Source organism: Methanoculleus formosensis (genome assembly GCF_025384765.1).
GTDB classification, from domain to species: Archaea; Halobacteriota; Methanomicrobia; order Methanomicrobiales; family Methanoculleaceae; genus Methanoculleus; species Methanoculleus formosensis.
Genome location: NZ_VHLL01000004.1, coordinates 167,954 through 184,309, shown reverse-complemented (window position 1 = coordinate 184,309; position 16,356 = coordinate 167,954). Strand labels below are relative to the sequence as shown.

The following is a 16,356-nucleotide window of genomic DNA, read 5'->3' as shown; positions in this document are numbered from 1 at the left end:
GTGACAAAATGGCTATAATGAAGATCCGGGGCGGTGACCTCGACCTCGTCGAGTACGAGTTCACCTCCTTCTCCCCCGGCGAGAAGATCCGGCCGTGTGGCCTCAAGAAGGACTACCGGCTCAGCCCGGTATCCGGCACCGTCGTCGTCTGCGCTCCTGCACGGATCCATCTCACCGTGCTCGACATGAACCGGTTCTCCCCCGACCGGCCCGGGGGAGGCGGGATCGGGTTTGCCATCGGTGTCTACTGCACCGCCGAGGTCGAGTGCACACCATCAGGGCTCGAGATCGACTACACCCGCGAACCCATCCTCCGGCACTTTGTGGAGGCATTCCGGCAGGTCGTCGGGTATGAGGGCGGGTTTAAGATCCGCGCCCGCGACCACCAGCACGAGCACGTCGGGCTCGGGTCGACGAGCACCATCCTGACCGCGGTCGCAACCGCCCTCAACACCGCGGTGGGCTCACCGCTGACGAGCGACCAGCTCCGCCTCCTCCTCGGGTGCAACTTCGTCGAGGAGACGGCGACCGGGAGCGTCGCGTTCGGGTTCGAGACCGGTGTCGGGCCTGCCGCGAGCATCCACGGCGGCATGGTCGTGATGGGCGACGACCTGGCGCTCGTCTACCGGCACGCGTTCGCCGAGGGAAAACAGGTGTATATCGCCATCCCGTCCTCTGATATATCGTCGGCGGGGGAGAAGGAGTTCGACCTCCTGATGAACAAGGCCCGGACGCTCGACTACCGCGACCGCGAACTGAAGTCCTACCTCGTCCTGATGGACCTCATCCCGGCGCTGGAACGCGGCGATCTCAGGAAGGCCGGCGACGTCATATGGGAGATCGAGTTCCGGGGCTCGAAGCGCGCCGAGGTGGAGCACCACGGGTTCGAGATCTACCGCTACATGGCGGCGCTCCGCGACGCCGGCATCGAGTTCGTCGGGATGAGTTCGGTCGGCCCGTCGATCGCGGTCATCACGGACCGGCCCGAGGAGGAGGTGGCGGTGATCCTTGAGAAGGCGGGGCTCCGGGTCGCGATCGCTACGACGGTCGATAACGAGGGGCTGAAGGTTCACCTGGAAGAGAGGGCGTGAGGGGCGGGGGGTTACCCGGCTTAAAAATTTCATTTTGCAGATTCCGGGGTGGATTGGGGATCCCGGTCGCAGCAGAACATGCATGCAGAGCGTATGGTCTGCCCGTGCAGGCTACCGTGACTTGTTCTTTTGATGATGAAATAGGGGCACACTATCGTCCGATGCTATTTACGTGTCCCAATACAGTGGACCGTGGGGATATCGCCATGGGGGAGGGGCTGACGGGGAGGGGGCATGCCCCCTCCCCTGTCTCCGTCACACCTGCGGTGCTTACCCATATTTATGGATAAATTGAGTCACAGCAGTCGATAATATGGTGCTCTCCTCCAAAATCACATACAACTATACTCCATTTTTAAGTTGAACTCAATTACAGAGATGTTGCTGTCTTCGGGCAGACTGCCTTGGATTGCACCTAATGCAGACTTGGTTCGCCGATCTATTTCCTTGCATATGAGAATCCCTGCTACTTTCTTAGTATCAAACTCCTCCATTATCTGATTCATGTAGTCCAAGAGTTGGACTAATGCATTGGAGGGCGGTTTGTCCCTTTTTAATTCAATGACGGTATATTTGTCATCCTGCTTATGCTTACAGAAGATATCGATATAGGTGCCATCTCTTGTACGATAATGCTGGTTCTTATCAACAATCTCTAAATCCGGGAACAGTTGATGAAAATTTCGCCGAACTACATCCTCTAAATGCAATTCTAACATATTGTCTATGACTAACGTTGTGATTCCTTCAGAGTTGGCCTCTAAATCCGTTTTTCCGGGATCATTTGTTAAGAAAAATTTCTCAAGAGCATCGAATTCTGCAACGATTTGGGATAACTCTTCGACCGGCAAATCGATTGGGGCGATAGTGCCGACAATTGTGTTTCTCAAGGCCAGATCACAAACCTTCCCTACGATATCATCTGCTCTTCCACATCTTTTGGCAACGTTTTCTATGAACTCCCTATAGGATGTGAAATCCTCCTCGGAAAGATCTTCATCCTCATCTCCCCTTCCGCTAAAAATAGACTTTCTTATGCTTGCTCTCTTCTCTTCTGATGTCGTAACAAACTCTCTGTAACAGGCGAGGAAGACATCAGGATGTTTTGTACGTCGATATTTATCTGTTAAGAGTATCTTACCAAGATAGTACTGTTTATTTTCACTTTTGAGAAAGTTAAAACCCCTTCCAGTCGCTCTTAGTCTGCGCTTCTTAACAGATATTAGTTTATAGGATTTTAGGGCCGTCAACCTTTCAAAGGTGGCTTCAGACAACTTATTTTTATTCATGTGTGTCATGGATTTCGTATTCAGATATCTGTCTCTTCGACCAGCGTTGCTTCCAGATCTTCATCGATAACTTTGAGGATAAAACGGGCAATCTCTCTTCTTTCATCCATGGTAGTTGGTATATCAAAACCACCAATAGTTTCAAGCTCTGAGATAAGTTGAAAAATAATCTCTTCGTTTTCTTCGAAGTTGATTGCCATGGGAACTATCCTGCAGATATGCTTTTATCCATATCTGCAATGAAGGAATATAATCTTCTCTTTAGTGCAGGGAATGTTTAATCTTGCCCTTAGACTACGGTCCAAGGAATGTGCCGATTTCTCCTCGTAACTATCCCTGACGTTTTTGCATCAGGTCCATCCTTCTACGTCGGTCTGGGAAATGCCCTCCCCCCTCACGCGACGGCATAGATCTCCCTCGAGGTCTCTTCCACCGCCTGGCGGAAGATCGGGTTTCGCACCGCGGACAGTTCAACCAGATCGATCTCGCACCCGAAGGCCCGGGCCAGGTCTTCGGCGAGACCGAAGTACGCCCGTGCATGCTCCACCGGGGTCATCGGCTCGAACTCGACGACGAAGTCGATGTCGCTTGCCGTCGGGTCGAACCGGTCGCTCGCCGCCGAGCCGAAGATACCCAGTCGCCTCATGCGGTGACGCGCCGCGATGCCGGCGAGATCGGGGATCTTCTCGCGGATGATGGGGTGCACCGGAGTCCTCTATGACGGTATTACCACTCCTGAGACATTAGCCCTTTCGGGTGAACCGTTCCAGCCTGGTCCCCCGGCTTCGACACAGGACCCGATAGCGGGCGCCGTAATCGTGGCGGGAGTTCGCCGGGGGGCCAATTACTCGTTTATTTCCCGCCGCGCCTCGCACTGAAGAAAACGACACCAACCCCGATAATGAACATAATCGCCCCGGCTGCCGCCCAGAACGGGGATCCGCCCACGATAGGTTCCCAATTCGCGTCATGGGGTGTCGGACTTTTGTGAGCCTCGTTATGAATGGGCGCAGCTGCAGGACGAAAAGGAGTATTGTTATCCGTACTGTCGTATCCCGTCATTTCCGGTATATATATCTGACGATCTGGCACTCTCCCGCAAAAAGCCTTATCTCCAATTTGATCCTAAAAAAAATATGTACAATTCTAAAGTAGGCGCCATACTGGCTCTCCTGCTCGCGGTCTTCATCACTGCAGCAGGATGTACTGCTCCGGGCACCCAGCCCCCTGAAGAAGGAGAACCGGATTATCCAATAGATTCTCTGGTCCTGACAACAGTTGACAGAACTGTTCTTCCCGTCGGCGTCCCTTCGACGTCGCCTGCCCTGCATCCGGATCAGGTCGCGAACTTTTCAGAGTATGGGTATGGGGTCTGGGAGTTTGGCGAGGGGCTGGACTATGAGAAGAGACTGGACCTCATGCCGGATGGATACACCCCTGGATCTGATACCAATGCAGAGCAACTTTTGACCTTCTTTGCCATGAGCGATATCCATATCACCGACAAAGAGTCTCCTGCTCAGGTGGTCTATTATGGCTATAAATGGGGTGTAATTTCTGGATACTCTCCGGCCATGCTGTATACCACCCATGTCCTCGACGCAGCGGTCCAGACGGTGAACGCCCTTCACAAAGAGGATCCATTCGACTTCGGCATATTCCTTGGTGACGCAATCAACAGCGGCCAGTACAACGAACTGCAATGGTATATCGATGTGCTCGACGGCAGGATGGTCAACCCCGATTCGGGTGACAGGGACGATCCAATCCCCGGCCCTCTCAACGATTACCAGGACCAGTACAAAGCGGCAGGGCTTGATGAATCGATCAGATGGTATCAGGTTCTCGGCAATCACGATCACTTCTGGATGGGTCTCTTCCCTCCGGATGATCACGTCAACAGTGCCTTGACCGGTACCGCCGTACTCGAATTAGGTAATATCTTCTCCGACCCGCGCCAGTTGAAGAGCCGTGGCTTCTATATGGGAGCAATCGATGGTCGGACACCCCATGGTGACATTATCGGTGCAGGCTCTGTCACCGACTTCCCTGATGGTTCCCCAACAGTCCCGGCCGATCAAAATCGCAGTTTCCTCTCAAGAACAGAGTGGATCGGTGAGTTTTTAGACTCCTCTTCAAGCCCTAAAGGACATGGATTCAACCAGTCCGATAGAACAACGGGATTTGCCTGTTACTCATTCGAACCGAGATCGGATGTTCCGATAAAGGTCATTGTGCTTGATGATACCCAGAGGGACGATGATCCCGGTGAAGGCAGCTCCGGGTTTGGTTCTATCGATCAGGAACGCTACGACTGGCTGGTACAGGAACTCGAGAGTGGTCAGGCTGAAGGACAGCTCATGATCATCGCAGCACACATCCCGATAGTCATCCAGGAGGATGAAGCCGGTCTGAGTTCGTTAATGAAATGGAGTCAGTACGCCGCGGTATCTGATGTTGATCTGATAGCCAAACTTCAGACCTATCCAAATCTCATGGCATGGATCTCGGGGCATCGTCACCAAAATACCGTGATCCCTATCAAATCTCCGGATGTCGACCGCCCTGAACTCGGTTTCTGGCAGGTTGAAACCGCATCACTGCGGGAGTTCCCCCAGCAGTTCCGGATCTTCGAGGTCGTCTATAACGGCGACAATACCGTCTCAATCTTTACGACCAATGTTGATCCGGCGGTCAGAGACGGATCGCCCGCTGCCCAATCGCGGTCGTATGCTATCGCAGCCCAACAGATATTCCAATCTCCCGTAGAGATGAAACCGAGCGGTGCATATAACGCAGAACTTGTTCTCCAGTTGACCCCGGAGATGCAGGAGATACTTCAGAAGACCAGAAGAGATCTCTAGGCAGGCGATCGCACTTTTACCGGGCCCGGTCTACCGGTGAGCCCTGACCTGCCACCCTTTTTCTCATACCGATCGAGCTGATTCCTCTTCCCGGATTCGAGATCTCTCACAGCCGGGGCCTTCCCCCGCTCAGATACTGTTCTTCCGGTAATCGTACTCCCCGCTCGCGATCCGCGCCATGACGGTCTCGCCGATGGCGGCGAGCCGGCCCTCCTCGAAATATCCTGATCCAACGCTCGCCCCCCCGATCGCCGAGAGAAGGTACACCTTCCCCCGTGCGACGCCGAAGAACCGGGCGACCGGGCCCTCGGTAATCCTGACCATCTGCACCCTGTCGTAGTTCATCACGACGGTCTCGCGGTCGACGGCGCCGTTCACGAACGTGAAGAGGTCGCTGTCCGTGCCGAACTCCGTGATCCGGTAGGAGACGGATGTCGCATACCATATCACGAGGATGGCGGCTGCCGTCGCGAGCGGCAGCGCGAACGGGAGGACCGTTCCGGCGATCCCCGGGAGGGGTGCCGTCGTGCGGTAGACGGCGATCGACGGGTAGATCATCGCGAGAGCGAGCGCGAAGGACGCTACAGCGGCCCGGACCCGGAGCACGCCCTTCGCCCCCTCCGGCTGCTTCTCCCGAACTCCCTCATACACGAACTCCGGCACAATTTCTGCGAGGAGCCTCTGCTGCGTCGCATCGTCTTTCAAGAGGCAGAGGACGGGGCGGAGGCTCTCGGCGCTCCCGGACGCGAGCCCCACCACCTCCGCCTCGATGCAAGACCGGCCAAGGAGCCGGGCGGCGAGCGTCCGCTTTACCCGGACGGCGTTGATCCTCGATACGGCAAACGACGTCTTATACGTCCGGATAAGGCCGTGCTCCAGGTATATCGTGTCGCCCCGGCGGTAGACCCGGTAGTTGTAGTAATGGGATATCAGCGAGACCGACGGCGCCACCTGGACGACGACGAACATCAGCAGGGAGACCAGTGCTCCCCCGCCCACCCCTGCGGAGGTATATAACTGGAAGACGGAGTAGACCAGGAACGCAAACCCCGATACCGTCTGGTAGGTCGAGACGCTGAAGAGGCCGTGGACGATCACGTCCGCCGGGGAGAAGACGACCGTGGGTTCGGCCGGCTCGTCTTCCAAAACGTTCTCGCTGCCGTAGAGCCGCTCTGCCATCCCCGCCCGTATCTCCTCCGCCAGATCCTCGCGAAATGTCAGGACGGCCTCCGGCACCGTGGCGCCGCTCCCCGAGTTGATGTTGATCTGCAGCCTCGCCGTCCGAAAGACCCTGTTCAGGACGCCGCGGTTGATGTTGACCGACGCCATCTTCGCGTAGGGGAGCGTCTTCTTCGTCTTGAAGAGAGTGTTCCTCTCCACCACCACGTCTGTTGCGTTGAACCGGACGGTCGTCCGGCTCCACTGCCGGTAGTTGAAGAGCACCAGCCCGACGAAGAGGGCCGCGAGCAGGGCCGGTAGAGCGCCCCTGCCAAGTTGCATGACGAGGATGCCCAGCACCACGATTCCCGAGAGCGACCGCTCCACCACGATGCTCGGGTGGCACCGGATCGGCTCGCCATGACGGGCGGGCGCGCCTGTATCGTCGGTCATGCGCCTGCAGGCCCCGGCACCCTCTCCCGGAGCATCCTCCCGACCAGGTCGTTGAGCCGGTCGGCCACCGTCTCCGCCTCGTCGACCTCCAGGTACCGGATGCTCGCCTCGCCTCCTGCCGTGGTTATGGTGACGTCGGCGAGGCCGAGGAGGTTGTTGATCGGGCCACGCGCGATCTCCACCTGGTGCACCCGCTCGATCGGCACCAGGGTATGGCGGATGAAGAGGATCCCGCAGAGCACGTCCACCCGGTCTTCGGTGATCCGGTAGCGGTAGCGGGCGTAGAAGACCGGCGGGGCCACCGCTATGTAGACCAGGGTGATCGCGAGGACCAGCACGAGACCGTACCCGACGGCATCGTAGTAGGGGCCCAGGAATCCCTCTGCGTAGGTCCTCACGGCGAAATAGGCCGCGAGCAGGAGAAGATACCACACGGCGTAGTCGATGTACATCGAGAGCATGCACTTCCGGTTCAGCCGCCGATACCCGTCCGTGCCCGCTCCGGGAGAGAACATGGTTATTCGTTGCCGTTCTGGTTACGTTAACTTATTCTTCGGGACGGCTTCGGTCTCCGCGCCGCCGGGCAATTTTTGCCGGAAAAAGGTCTCGACCGACTGAGAAGCCGTTCATGACTGTAGATCTTCGGTCATGAGAACCTCGCCGACGGCGGCCCACTTGCGTGCCGGGTGAACCGCAGTAGCACCCACACCTGGAACGCGACCACCAGCACACCCACGCTCACGGAGAGGGCCAGAGCCCCGCGCGTGCCGCCCGATGGTGTCGAAGGTTCTGCGCCGCTGCAGATCGATCTCTGTAGGTCGTACGCTCTTAAAAAGTGATATTTTACCAGAGCAAAGAGGGCGTGCGCCGTGCAATTAAGTTATGTTTATATAAACATGCACACGATTTTCATGGTATGAAACCAGTTGTCGTATTACTAGCGCTGTTAGTTGGCTTTCTGTTGGTCTGTGGGTGCACTCTCAATAGCGATACCGTTAGTACCTCTGAAACCCCCCAGCCGACGGTGCAACAGCCCACTGCAGTTTCAGGACTATCATCGGCAAATGCGCCGAAATACCGAGCAGGGGATATCATCGATGATGCTCCAACAGACGACGGCCCTTGCTGGCTGGTTCTCTCATATGATCCGGAAATAGACATGTATGAGACGGCTGTTATTTTTAAGCACGACGACGGTTCATGGGGATATCTGCTGGACGAAGATACCGATTGGGATGAAAGAGAGTTCATCGACACGGAGTACCCTGTGTATATCGCTTACGTCGAACTGTCTGATGTAAAAATCGGGTCCTCCATATGATCTAGAGACGGATGAGTAAGAAAAAGATGTTATTTTAAGCACGAATCATTTTTTTCTGCCGCCTGCCAATGTGCTGGGTCCAGAAAGACGGTCGAGAGCCGTCCTGCCCCTCTCCTGGTTCGTGCGGCCTGTATCAACCCCGCGTCTGTCCACCCCCGGAGGTTGAACGTCGTCAGACCGTGATATCCCGCAGCTGGCGGATAGGCTGCTATAGTTCGGGAAGTAGTCAGACGACCGGAGGGCGCCGGTGGCCTGTAGCAGATCGGTGATGGTGCCACGCATCGAGCGTTCTTTGGGTCTGCTCGTGCAAGGTCTGGACGCCCCGGTAGATCAGGTGATACCTGTTCTTCATCCGGTCCGGGGAGCCCCCGTCCTGAGACTGCGTCTCGGCGATGTATGTGAGGAGGAGATCTCCTTTCTGCCGGGATTGGTTGCCCTCTCTGCGATGGTATCGGAGATATGATTCTTGAGGGCAACATGGTTCATGCACGAAAATAGGGTTGAGAATATAGGGTTGTAATGACCGATTAGAAGTCGGTCATGATCCGGAACTGGTCGATCTCTTCGGTGCTCAGTTCCTGGAGGAACTCTTCGGCCGCGTGCTGGATGTTCTTGCTCGCGGTGATCGCCCGGCCGACGACCAGGATGTCCGCGCCCGCCTTGAGCGCGTCCTTCACGACGGGCTGGCGGATGCCGCCCGCCGTCGCGACCAGCAGCCGCTCGCCGCCGGCCTTCTTGATCGCCGGGATGTCGCCCCAGGCATACGCAGTATCCTCGACGTCGATGCCCCGGTGGAGTTCCACGACGTCCGGCTTGACCTTCAGATCCTTGACGACGGCGACGGGGTCCTCGACGTTGAGCATGTCGACGACCGTGTAGATCCCGGTCTTGCGGGTATCCTCGATCGCCTTCTCGATCGTCGAGAGGGGCGCGAGGCCGGAGATCACGACGGCGTCGGCGCCGGCGTCGGCGGTCATCCGGGCCTCGAGGTTGCCGGTGTCGAGGGTTTTGAGGTCCGCAACGATGAACGCGTTCGGCCGGATCTCGCGGATCTCGGAGATGATCGAGAGCCCGAACTTCTTGATCAGGGGCGTGCCCGCCTCGATGATCAGGTGGTCGTTCTGGGGCAGCGACTCGAGGACCTTCCGCATGTGGTTCCTGTCGACGAGGTCCATCGCGACCTGGAGGTAGGGCGGGTCCCAGAGGCGCTGTACCTTGAATCCCATGACCGCGTGGGCCGCCCGGTCCTTCTCGTGCAGGAGCGTCTCGACGTCGGGGAACCGGTCGAGAGCCCGGCGGAGCGCGAGTTTCACCGCGCCGTAGTTGAACCGGTAGATCTTGTTGTAGTCCTCTGCGGCGGTGTCGAGGTAGACGCTCGCCATGATGACGGTGTCCTCGATGTCGATCCCTTCAAAGACGCCTTCCTCGACCGAGTCCGCGACGGCCTTCGCCACCGCCGCCTGGACGGGCCCGAACATCTGGTTCACCTGGTACCCCTTCCTCATGGTGACCTTCGGGATGATCAGCGTCGAGGGCTTCGTCGGCAGGTTTGGCCTGATGACCGCGAGGAGCGGTGTGTGCCCCTTCGAGAGCTGCGAGATCGAGTTCGCGAACGCCTGTCCTACCGCGCCCTCTTTGTTCCCCATTACCAGATCGATGTGCGCAAGTTCTGCGCCGTCTCCAACCAATGCTTCGCCGATGAGATACATATTGATGCCCTCAGATAGTGCTCAAATATTGGTGAGGCAGGTATTAAAGACCTCCCGGTGGGACCGATTCCATTTTACGCGAAACGCCCGATCTGGAAGGCCGGAGAAGGCGATCGGTTCGCGTGCTGAGGGTCGCGGCGGCGGGGTTCACCCGGCAGCGGGTCCCCGCCCCGCCCGGGATGGGGCGCGAGCGCTCTTCCCGGGCGGGGAAAAGGTATATTGCCCGGTCGCGGTGCAGTCGCGCCCTATGTCGGACCTCTTCGTCCTCCAGACGCCGCTCGCGGAACTCGTCCTCCGGGCGGTCGTGCTCTACTTCTTCCTGCTCCTCGTGATGCGGCTCATCGGCAGACGTGAGTTCGGGCAGCTCTCGCCGTTTGACCTCATCCTCTTGCTGCTCATATCCGAGAGCGTCGCTGAGGCGCTCACCGCGGGGGAGAAATCCCTCCTTGGAGGGCTCGTCAGCGCCTCGACCCTCCTCATCCTCTCGGTGCTCATCTCCATCGGACAGTATAAGAGCCCGTGGATCCGCAAAATCTTCACGCCGGACTCCCTGAAGGTGATCGAGGACGGTAAGATCATCGAGAAGAGTCTCCGTCGGGAGATGATGACCCACGACGACCTCATCGAGCGGCTCCGGGCACGGGGTATTGCCGGGGTCGAGGAGGTGCGGGTCGCCTACATCGAGAGCGACGGCGACATATCGGCGCTCACCTGCCGGGAGACCGACCGGCGCCAGGTGGCGGCCGCAGAGGAGGAGAAGAAGACTGAGTGACCTGCTCTGCAGGACATCTTCGCGTTCTTCGCGGCTTCGCGTGCGATATCGATTGCTGATAGTAATACCGTCTCACGCGAAGGACGCGAAGCCGCGAAGAACGACAGGCCGAAGGGCCGGAGTTCGAGCACCGCCAGGCGTGAAGCCGCGAAGGAGAAGTTCCAGAGATACCCTGCGGTATCCGATGAAGATCATAAGAATGTGGGGTCGGTGAGATTTGAACTCACGATCGACGGGTCTCTCCGACATGCATCAGTGCTCCAACGGGTCATCATCCGTTAGTCAGGAGACCCATTGTTCATCACGTGCAAAGACCGCTGGAGCCCGTCGCCATTCCGGGCTTGGCCACGACCCCTCTGTCCTCTACATCATTGACGGCAAGCAGTATAAGGATTACGCTCGGAGTGAACCATTAATCATATAACCGTCGCAGAACCCATTTATATAGAATGGTTGAGGGCAGTTACGCGTGTGGGAACTCGCAGATACCCCTGCTCGGCATCACCGTCGGTGAGATGCTGAACCGAATCGCAGCGGCGCATCCGAATAGCGATGCGCTCGTCTCCGTCCACCAGAACATCCGCTGGACATATGCGGAGTTTCTTGAGCGCGTCGACACCCTGGCGCGTGCCCTGATGGCGCTCGACGTGGAGCGCGGTGACCGGGTCGCGATATGGGCGCTGAACTACGCGGAGTGGGTGCTCACCCAGTTCGCCACGGCGAAGATCGGCGCCATCATGGTGAACATCAACCCGGCCTACCGGACCTACGAGTTCGATTACGCCATGAAGCAGTCGGAGGTCCAGACGCTCCTCATCCAGGGGCGGTTCAAGACCTCCGACTACGTCGGGATGTTCTACGAGTCCTGCCCGGAGGCGTTCGAGGCGAAACCCGGCCGGATCAACAGCGACAAGTTCCCGTTCCTCAAAAACGTCGTCTTCATCGGGGATATCCCCTACAACGGGATGTACACCTGGGACGACCTCATGGCGAAGGCCGCCCTCATCAGCCCCGACGAGCTCCGGGAGCGGGAGGAGTCGCTCGACTTCGACGACGCGGTCAACATCCAGTACACGAGCGGGACGACCGGGTTCCCGAAAGGCGTCGTCCTGACCCATCACAACGTCCTGAACAACGGGTTCATCATCGGCGAGGGGATGAAGTTCACCCACGAGGACCGGCTCTGCATCCCGGTGCCGTTCTACCACTGTTTCGGGATGGTCCTCTCGAACATGGCCGCCGTCACCCACGGCACCGCGATGGTTCTCCCCGCGCCCATCTTCAACGCCGAATCCGTCCTCCAGACCGTCCAGGACGAGAAGTGCACGGCGCTGCACGGGGTCCCGACGATGTTCATCGCGGAACTCGCCCACCCGGACTTCGCGAAGTACCGGCTCGACACCCTCCGCACCGGGATCATGGCCGGGTCGCCCTGCCCGACCGAGGTGATGCGCGAGGTCAACAAGAAGATGAACATGTCCGAGATCGTGATCGTCTACGGGCAGACGGAGACCTCGCCGGGCGTCACGATGACGACGACCGCCGATCCCCTGGAACGGCGGGTCTCGACGGTCGGAAAACCCTTCCCCCACACCGAGATCAAGATCATCGACCCGCACACGAAGAAGATCGTCCCCCGGGGCGAGACCGGGGAGATCTGCGCCCGCGGCTACTGCGTGATGCGCTGCTACTACAACAACCCGAACGCCACCCGGGCGACGATCGACGAGAACGGCTGGAACCATACCGGTGACCTCGGGACGATGGACGAGGAGGACTACGTCAAGATCGTCGGCCGCCTGAAGGATATGGTGATCCGCGGCGGGGAGAACATCTACCCGCGCGAGATCGAGGAGTTCCTCCACACCCACCCGCAGATCGCCGACGCCTACATTATCGGCGTCCCGGACCGGAAGTACGGCGAGGAACTGATGGCCTGGATCAAGACCGACAACGGCGCGGTCCTCACGGAGGACGAGGTGAAGGAGTACTGCCGCGGGAGGATCGCGCACTTCAAGATCCCGCGCTACGTCAAGTTCGTCGACGAGTTCCCGATGACGGTCTCGGGCAAGATCATGAAGTTCAAGATGCGCGAGATGGCGATCGATGAACTCGGGCTCGAGAGCGACTCGAGGATCGAGACCGCGTAATCTTTTTTGAAAAATTGGTCAGGAGGAGTCTTGTGCCCGGTCGACGAGCGACCGTGCCGCGGCGGCGGCCTCCCGGACGATCTCCTCTTCTCCCGGGACCTCCCGCTCGTGCATCAGGACTCTTCCCTGGCAGAGGACGGTCATGACCGCGCCGCCGTTACAGGCGTAGACGGCGTTTGAGTCGGCATGGAAGAGCGGGGTGTTGCAGACCGCGCGGGCGTCGAGGAGGACGATGTCGGCCGGTGCGCCGACGGTCAGGGTGCCGGGGCCGGTGCCGAGCGCCCGGGCGCCCGCCGCGGTCGCCATCTCGATCGCCTCGCCCGCGGGCAGCAGGGTCGGCGAGTTCCAGGCGAACTTCTGGAGGAGCGCGGCGAACTTCATCTCCTCCATGAGGTCCAGGTTGTTGTTCGAGGAGCAGCCGTCCGTCCCGAGGGAGACGTTCGCCCCGGCTGCCTTCAGCCAGTGGTAGGGCATCGCCCGGTTGACGGCGAGTTTCATGTTGCTTGCCGGGTTGTGGGAGGCGGTGACGCCGCGCTCGGCGAGGAGTCGGCACTCGGCCTCGTCGAGCCAGCAGCAGTGCGCGGCGACGGTCCGGGGGGTGAGGCACCCGCAGTCGTCGAGGAGGTATGCGGGGCGTTTGCCGAACCGGGCGACGCAGTCGACGACCTCCTTCTCGGTCTCGGAGAGGTGGACGTGGATGCCGATCTCCTGCTCGGCCGCGTATTCGGCGCACCAGCGGAGGCCTTCGGGGGAGACGGTGTAGACGGAGTGGGGGCCGACGGCCACTCTGATCCGCGGGTTATCGAGCGATCTGACGTGGGCGACCAGGGTCTCCGTCGCCTTGATCTCGGCCTCCCGCTTCTCCTCCATCCCGAGGTCGATGAACCCGTAGGCGAGCGTCGCCCGCATGCCCATATCATCGACCGCCGCTGCGGCCCGGTCCATGAAGAAGTACATGTCGTTGAACGCGACGGTGCCGCTCTTGATCATCTCCAGGCACGCGAACCTGGTGCCGGCGTAGACGTCGTCGCCGGTCAGGTGCGCCTCGAGCGGCCAGATCTTCTGCGAGAGCCAGTCCTGCAGGATCATGTCGTCCGCATACCCGCGCAAGAGGCTCATCGCGGCGTGGGTATGGGTGTTCACGAGGCCGGGGACGGCTATCCGGTCGGAGCCGTCGATGACGATATCGGCGTCGATGGTCTTCTTCGCGTCCTTTCCTATCGCGGCGATTGTACCTTTCTCGTCGACCGCGATATCGACGGTCGCTCCGTCGATGGTGACCCCGGCGATCAGGAGCGATCCCCGGGCGGTAATTATCTCGTTCATGCAAGTCGCTCCACAATCTTTTCGAGGATGAGCTCCGTTCTCCGGCAGTTCGCCCGGGAGGTCGCGAGGATGTGCTCGTAGGTCAGGGTCTCTTCTCCGAGGCCGTTCGCGTAGTTGTCCACGGTGCAGACGGCGGCAAACCGCATCCCGAGTTCGAGGGCGAGCGTCGCTTCGCTCGCGACCGTCATCCCGACGATGTCGGCGACGCGGGCAAGCGCTTTGACCTCGGCGACCGTCTCGATCCGCGGCCCGCGGGTCTGGGCGTATACCCCGCCCACCCGGGCGTCCGGCACCAGTCCGGCGAGGGTGCGGACCAGGTCGGCGTCCAGTTCCGGCCGGACGTGGCCGATGGTGCACTCGTGGATGGACGGGATGTCGGTGACGCTCAAGTAGTCAGTCGGGATGACGATCGAGCCCGGGGCTATCTCCGGTTTCAGGGAGCCGGAGGAACCGAACGCGACGATCTCCTCCACCCCGAGGACGGCGAGCGCGGCGAGGCACGCCCGGTAATTGATCCGGTGCGGGGGGAGGTTGTGCTGGTGGCGCAGGAGGAGCGCGAACTCTCCGGTATGCACTTCCACCGGCCCGTAGGGCGTCGCGACGGTCGTCTTCTCAAGCGCCGGCAGGTCGGCGAAGAGGAGGCTCGTGCCCCCGATGATCCCGAGCACCTAGACCTCCTCCCCTGTACACGCTTCTCCGTACGACATTCTCCTTAGAGTGTAGACGCCCCCGCGGTAAAGATTCACCGTTCGGGCGGAGCAGGATCGGTTCAATACACATTTACGCCATCGCGACGACCGGAATAGGCATGGGCAGGTTTCTGGTGGTCGGCGAGGATGCCATCAAGAACGGTGAGTGTACGGACGTCTACTTCCGGCGGGTCGCGGAGGTGATGGAGCGGGACGGCATCAACCCGCGCGTCACGATGGAGGTGACGGCGGCGGCGCTCCCCGACCCGTGGGGGGTCTTCTGCGGGCTTGACGACGTCCTGCGGCTGCTCGAAGGCCTTCCGGTGGACGTGGACGCGATGCCGGAGGGCTCGGTCTTCTATCCGAACGAGCCGGTCCTCCGGATATCGGGGCGCTACCGGGACTTCGCGGTCTACGAGACGGCCATCCTCGGGTTCCTCTGCCACGCCTCAGGGGTGGCGACGGCGGCCGCCCAGATGAAGCTGGCCGCGGGGGGCCGGCCGGTCTTCTCGTTCGGCTCCCGGCGCCAGCATCCGGCGATCGCGGCGATGATCGAGCGGGCGGCCTGGATCGGCGGGGTGGACGGCGCGAGCAACACCTGTGCGCCGGCGGGGATCCCGCTCGCGGGCACGATGCCGCACGCGTTCGTGATGTGCTACCCGCGCGAGGAGGAGGCCTGGCGCGCGTTCGACCGCGGGGCGGGCCCGGAGGTGCCGCGGATCATGCTCGCCGACACCTTCTCCGATGAGGCGGATGAGGCGGTCAGGGCGGCCGCCTCGGGGGCGACGGCGGTGCGGCTTGACACGCCGCGGTCGCGCCGGGGGGACATGCGGGCGATCATTGAAGAGGTGCGCTGGGAACTCGACGTCCACGGCTACCCGGACGTGAAGATCTTCCTCTCGGGCGGGTTGTCGCGCGATGAGGTCGCGGCCTACCGCGACGTCGCCGACGCCTTCGGGGTCGGGGGCGCGATCGCGAACGCCCCGGTGATCGACTTCGCGTTGGACATCGTGGAGATCGAGGGGAGGGCCTCCGCGAAGCGCGGGAAGCGAAGCGGCGTGAAACAGGTCTATGAGGTGGCCGGCCGGCGGGTCACGCTGCCCCTCGGGGCTCCTGCGCCGGAGGGGGGGGTGGGGCTCCTCGTCCCCTGCATCAGGGGCGGCGCCGTTCTCGTCCGCCCGAAGATGGAGGATGCGCGGGAGCGGGTGATCTCCCGGCTTTCGGCCCTTGCTCGCGGGGGATAGGGGAGCGGCCCGCCCCAATCCTTATTATGTGATCACGATCAACATTGTAGGGTAACAGGGGCCGATAGATCAGGGGTAGATCGCTTCCTTGGCATGGAAGAGGCCGCGGGTTCAATTCCCGCTCGGTCCATGTTGTTCTTTTGACAGTGTTTTTCCGTGAGATGCATCTCGCGTAGCCTCTGCCCGCAAGGCGTTTCTAGTCAACTGTTCCAGCACTTCTCTTGCTCTGGAGAACGGTCGCCTCTGCTCCCGGGGCCGCCTGCCGTCGCGGTCCACTGCCATTCTTCCGG

14 protein-coding genes and 2 tRNA genes are annotated in these 16,356 nt (G+C 60.2%); 7 read left to right on the top strand and 9 right to left on the bottom strand.

Annotation, left to right across the window (positions count from 1 at the left end; translation table 11 throughout):
- Positions 1–8 precede the first annotated feature (8 nt).
- Positions 9–1,091: a GHMP family kinase ATP-binding protein gene (locus FKB36_RS09060; RefSeq protein WP_261597736.1), complete on the top strand. Its 1,083-nt coding sequence runs from the start codon at positions 9–11 to the stop codon at positions 1,089–1,091.
- A gap of 332 nt (positions 1,092–1,423) precedes the next feature.
- Here the strand turns inward: FKB36_RS09060 and FKB36_RS09055 are convergent, their stop codons facing one another.
- The 3 genes from FKB36_RS09055 to FKB36_RS09045 form a co-directional block, all read right to left on the bottom strand.
- Positions 1,424–2,380, bottom strand: a complete 957-nt coding sequence (locus FKB36_RS09055) for an endonuclease NucS domain-containing protein (RefSeq protein ID WP_261597735.1) — start codon at positions 2,378–2,380, stop codon at positions 1,424–1,426.
- A 20-nt stretch (positions 2,381–2,400) separates the two neighbouring features.
- Positions 2,401–2,580, bottom strand: a complete 180-nt coding sequence (locus FKB36_RS09050; protein WP_261597734.1) for a hypothetical protein — start codon at positions 2,578–2,580, stop codon at positions 2,401–2,403.
- Positions 2,581–2,774: 194 nt separating this feature from the next.
- Complete coding sequence (locus FKB36_RS09045; protein ID WP_261597733.1) at positions 2,775–3,086, bottom strand: nucleotidyltransferase family protein; 312 nt, start codon at positions 3,084–3,086, stop codon at positions 2,775–2,777.
- A gap of 430 nt (positions 3,087–3,516) precedes the next feature.
- Between FKB36_RS09045 and FKB36_RS09040 the strand changes: the two genes are divergently transcribed.
- Positions 3,517–5,244 (top strand): TIGR03768 family metallophosphoesterase, encoded by a 1,728-nt coding sequence (locus tag FKB36_RS09040; protein WP_261597732.1) that lies wholly within the window; start codon positions 3,517–3,519, stop codon positions 5,242–5,244.
- Positions 5,245–5,373: 129 nt separating this feature from the next.
- Here FKB36_RS09040 and FKB36_RS09035 read toward each other — a convergent pair whose 3' ends face one another.
- Both FKB36_RS09035 and FKB36_RS09030 read right to left on the bottom strand, forming a co-directional pair.
- Positions 5,374–6,855, bottom strand: coding sequence for a PH domain-containing protein (locus FKB36_RS09035; RefSeq protein WP_261597731.1), 1,482 nt, complete (start codon positions 6,853–6,855; stop codon positions 5,374–5,376).
- Positions 6,852–7,370 carry a PH domain-containing protein gene (locus FKB36_RS09030; protein ID WP_261597730.1) on the bottom strand — a complete coding sequence of 173 codons (519 nt, stop codon included), beginning with the start codon at positions 7,368–7,370 and terminating at the stop codon, positions 6,852–6,854. Before FKB36_RS09030 ends, FKB36_RS09035 begins: the two co-directional genes overlap by 4 nt.
- 401 nt (positions 7,371–7,771) lie before the next feature.
- Between FKB36_RS09030 and FKB36_RS09025 the strand changes: the two genes are divergently transcribed.
- Positions 7,772–8,176, top strand: coding sequence for a hypothetical protein (locus FKB36_RS09025; protein ID WP_261597729.1), 405 nt, complete (start codon positions 7,772–7,774; stop codon positions 8,174–8,176).
- Between the two features lie 527 nt (positions 8,177–8,703).
- Here the strand turns inward: FKB36_RS09025 and FKB36_RS09020 are convergent.
- Positions 8,704–9,885, bottom strand: coding sequence for a bifunctional 5,6,7,8-tetrahydromethanopterin hydro-lyase/3-hexulose-6-phosphate synthase (locus tag FKB36_RS09020; RefSeq protein WP_261597728.1), 1,182 nt, complete (start codon positions 9,883–9,885; stop codon positions 8,704–8,706).
- A gap of 247 nt (positions 9,886–10,132) precedes the next feature.
- Here FKB36_RS09020 and FKB36_RS09015 point away from each other — a divergent pair, with 247 nt between their 5' ends.
- Complete coding sequence (locus tag FKB36_RS09015) at positions 10,133–10,657, top strand: DUF421 domain-containing protein (protein WP_261597727.1); 525 nt, start codon at positions 10,133–10,135, stop codon at positions 10,655–10,657.
- A gap of 202 nt (positions 10,658–10,859) precedes the next feature.
- Here FKB36_RS09015 and FKB36_RS09010 read toward each other — a convergent pair.
- Positions 10,860–11,012, bottom strand: a tRNA-Trp gene (locus FKB36_RS09010).
- 94 nt (positions 11,013–11,106) lie between these two features.
- Between FKB36_RS09010 and FKB36_RS09005 the strand changes: the two genes are divergently transcribed.
- A complete protein-coding gene (locus FKB36_RS09005) occupies positions 11,107–12,807 on the top strand; it encodes an AMP-binding protein (RefSeq protein WP_261597726.1) in 1,701 nt (566 codons plus the stop codon).
- An 18-nt stretch (positions 12,808–12,825) separates the two neighbouring features.
- On the opposite strand, the gene FKB36_RS09000 is transcribed toward FKB36_RS09005, so the two are convergent.
- Both FKB36_RS09000 and FKB36_RS08995 read right to left on the bottom strand, forming a co-directional pair.
- On the bottom strand, positions 12,826–14,133 hold the full coding sequence (locus tag FKB36_RS09000; RefSeq protein WP_261597725.1) for an amidohydrolase family protein: 1,308 nt from the start codon (positions 14,131–14,133) through the stop codon (positions 12,826–12,828).
- Positions 14,130–14,801, bottom strand: a complete 672-nt coding sequence (locus tag FKB36_RS08995) for an MTAP family purine nucleoside phosphorylase (RefSeq protein ID WP_261597724.1) — start codon at positions 14,799–14,801, stop codon at positions 14,130–14,132. Before FKB36_RS08995 ends, FKB36_RS09000 begins: the two co-directional genes overlap by 4 nt.
- A gap of 140 nt (positions 14,802–14,941) precedes the next feature.
- Here FKB36_RS08995 and FKB36_RS08990 point away from each other — a divergent pair, with 140 nt between their 5' ends.
- Both FKB36_RS08990 and FKB36_RS08985 read left to right on the top strand, forming a co-directional pair.
- Positions 14,942–16,066, top strand: coding sequence for a nicotinate phosphoribosyltransferase (locus FKB36_RS08990; RefSeq protein ID WP_261597723.1), 1,125 nt, complete (start codon positions 14,942–14,944; stop codon positions 16,064–16,066).
- A 58-nt stretch (positions 16,067–16,124) separates the two neighbouring features.
- A tRNA-Ala gene (locus FKB36_RS08985) sits at positions 16,125–16,196 on the top strand.
- Positions 16,197–16,356 lie beyond the last annotated feature (160 nt).

What these genes read in the sequence shown, in the direction of transcription:
- FKB36_RS09060 (WP_261597736.1), top strand. Translation starts at nt 9, where the DNA reads ATGGCTATAATGAAGATCCGGGGCGGTGACCTCGACCTCGTCGAGTAC.
- FKB36_RS09055 (WP_261597735.1), bottom strand. Translation starts at nt 2,380, where the DNA reads ATGAATAAAAATAAGTTGTCTGAAGCCACCTTTGAAAGGTTGACGGCC.
- FKB36_RS09050 (WP_261597734.1), bottom strand. Translation starts at nt 2,580, where the DNA reads ATGGCAATCAACTTCGAAGAAAACGAAGAGATTATTTTTCAACTTATC.
- FKB36_RS09040 (WP_261597732.1), top strand. Translation starts at nt 3,517, where the DNA reads ATGTACAATTCTAAAGTAGGCGCCATACTGGCTCTCCTGCTCGCGGTC.
- FKB36_RS09035 (WP_261597731.1), bottom strand. Translation starts at nt 6,855, where the DNA reads ATGACCGACGATACAGGCGCGCCCGCCCGTCATGGCGAGCCGATCCGG.
- FKB36_RS09030 (WP_261597730.1), bottom strand. Translation starts at nt 7,370, where the DNA reads ATGTTCTCTCCCGGAGCGGGCACGGACGGGTATCGGCGGCTGAACCGG.
- FKB36_RS09025 (WP_261597729.1), top strand. Translation starts at nt 7,772, where the DNA reads ATGAAACCAGTTGTCGTATTACTAGCGCTGTTAGTTGGCTTTCTGTTG.
- FKB36_RS09020 (WP_261597728.1), bottom strand. Translation starts at nt 9,885, where the DNA reads ATGTATCTCATCGGCGAAGCATTGGTTGGAGACGGCGCAGAACTTGCG.
- FKB36_RS09015 (WP_261597727.1), top strand. Translation starts at nt 10,133, where the DNA reads ATGTCGGACCTCTTCGTCCTCCAGACGCCGCTCGCGGAACTCGTCCTC.
- FKB36_RS09005 (WP_261597726.1), top strand. Translation starts at nt 11,107, where the DNA reads ATGGTTGAGGGCAGTTACGCGTGTGGGAACTCGCAGATACCCCTGCTC.
- FKB36_RS09000 (WP_261597725.1), bottom strand. Translation starts at nt 14,133, where the DNA reads ATGAACGAGATAATTACCGCCCGGGGATCGCTCCTGATCGCCGGGGTC.
- FKB36_RS08990 (WP_261597723.1), top strand. Translation starts at nt 14,942, where the DNA reads ATGGGCAGGTTTCTGGTGGTCGGCGAGGATGCCATCAAGAACGGTGAG.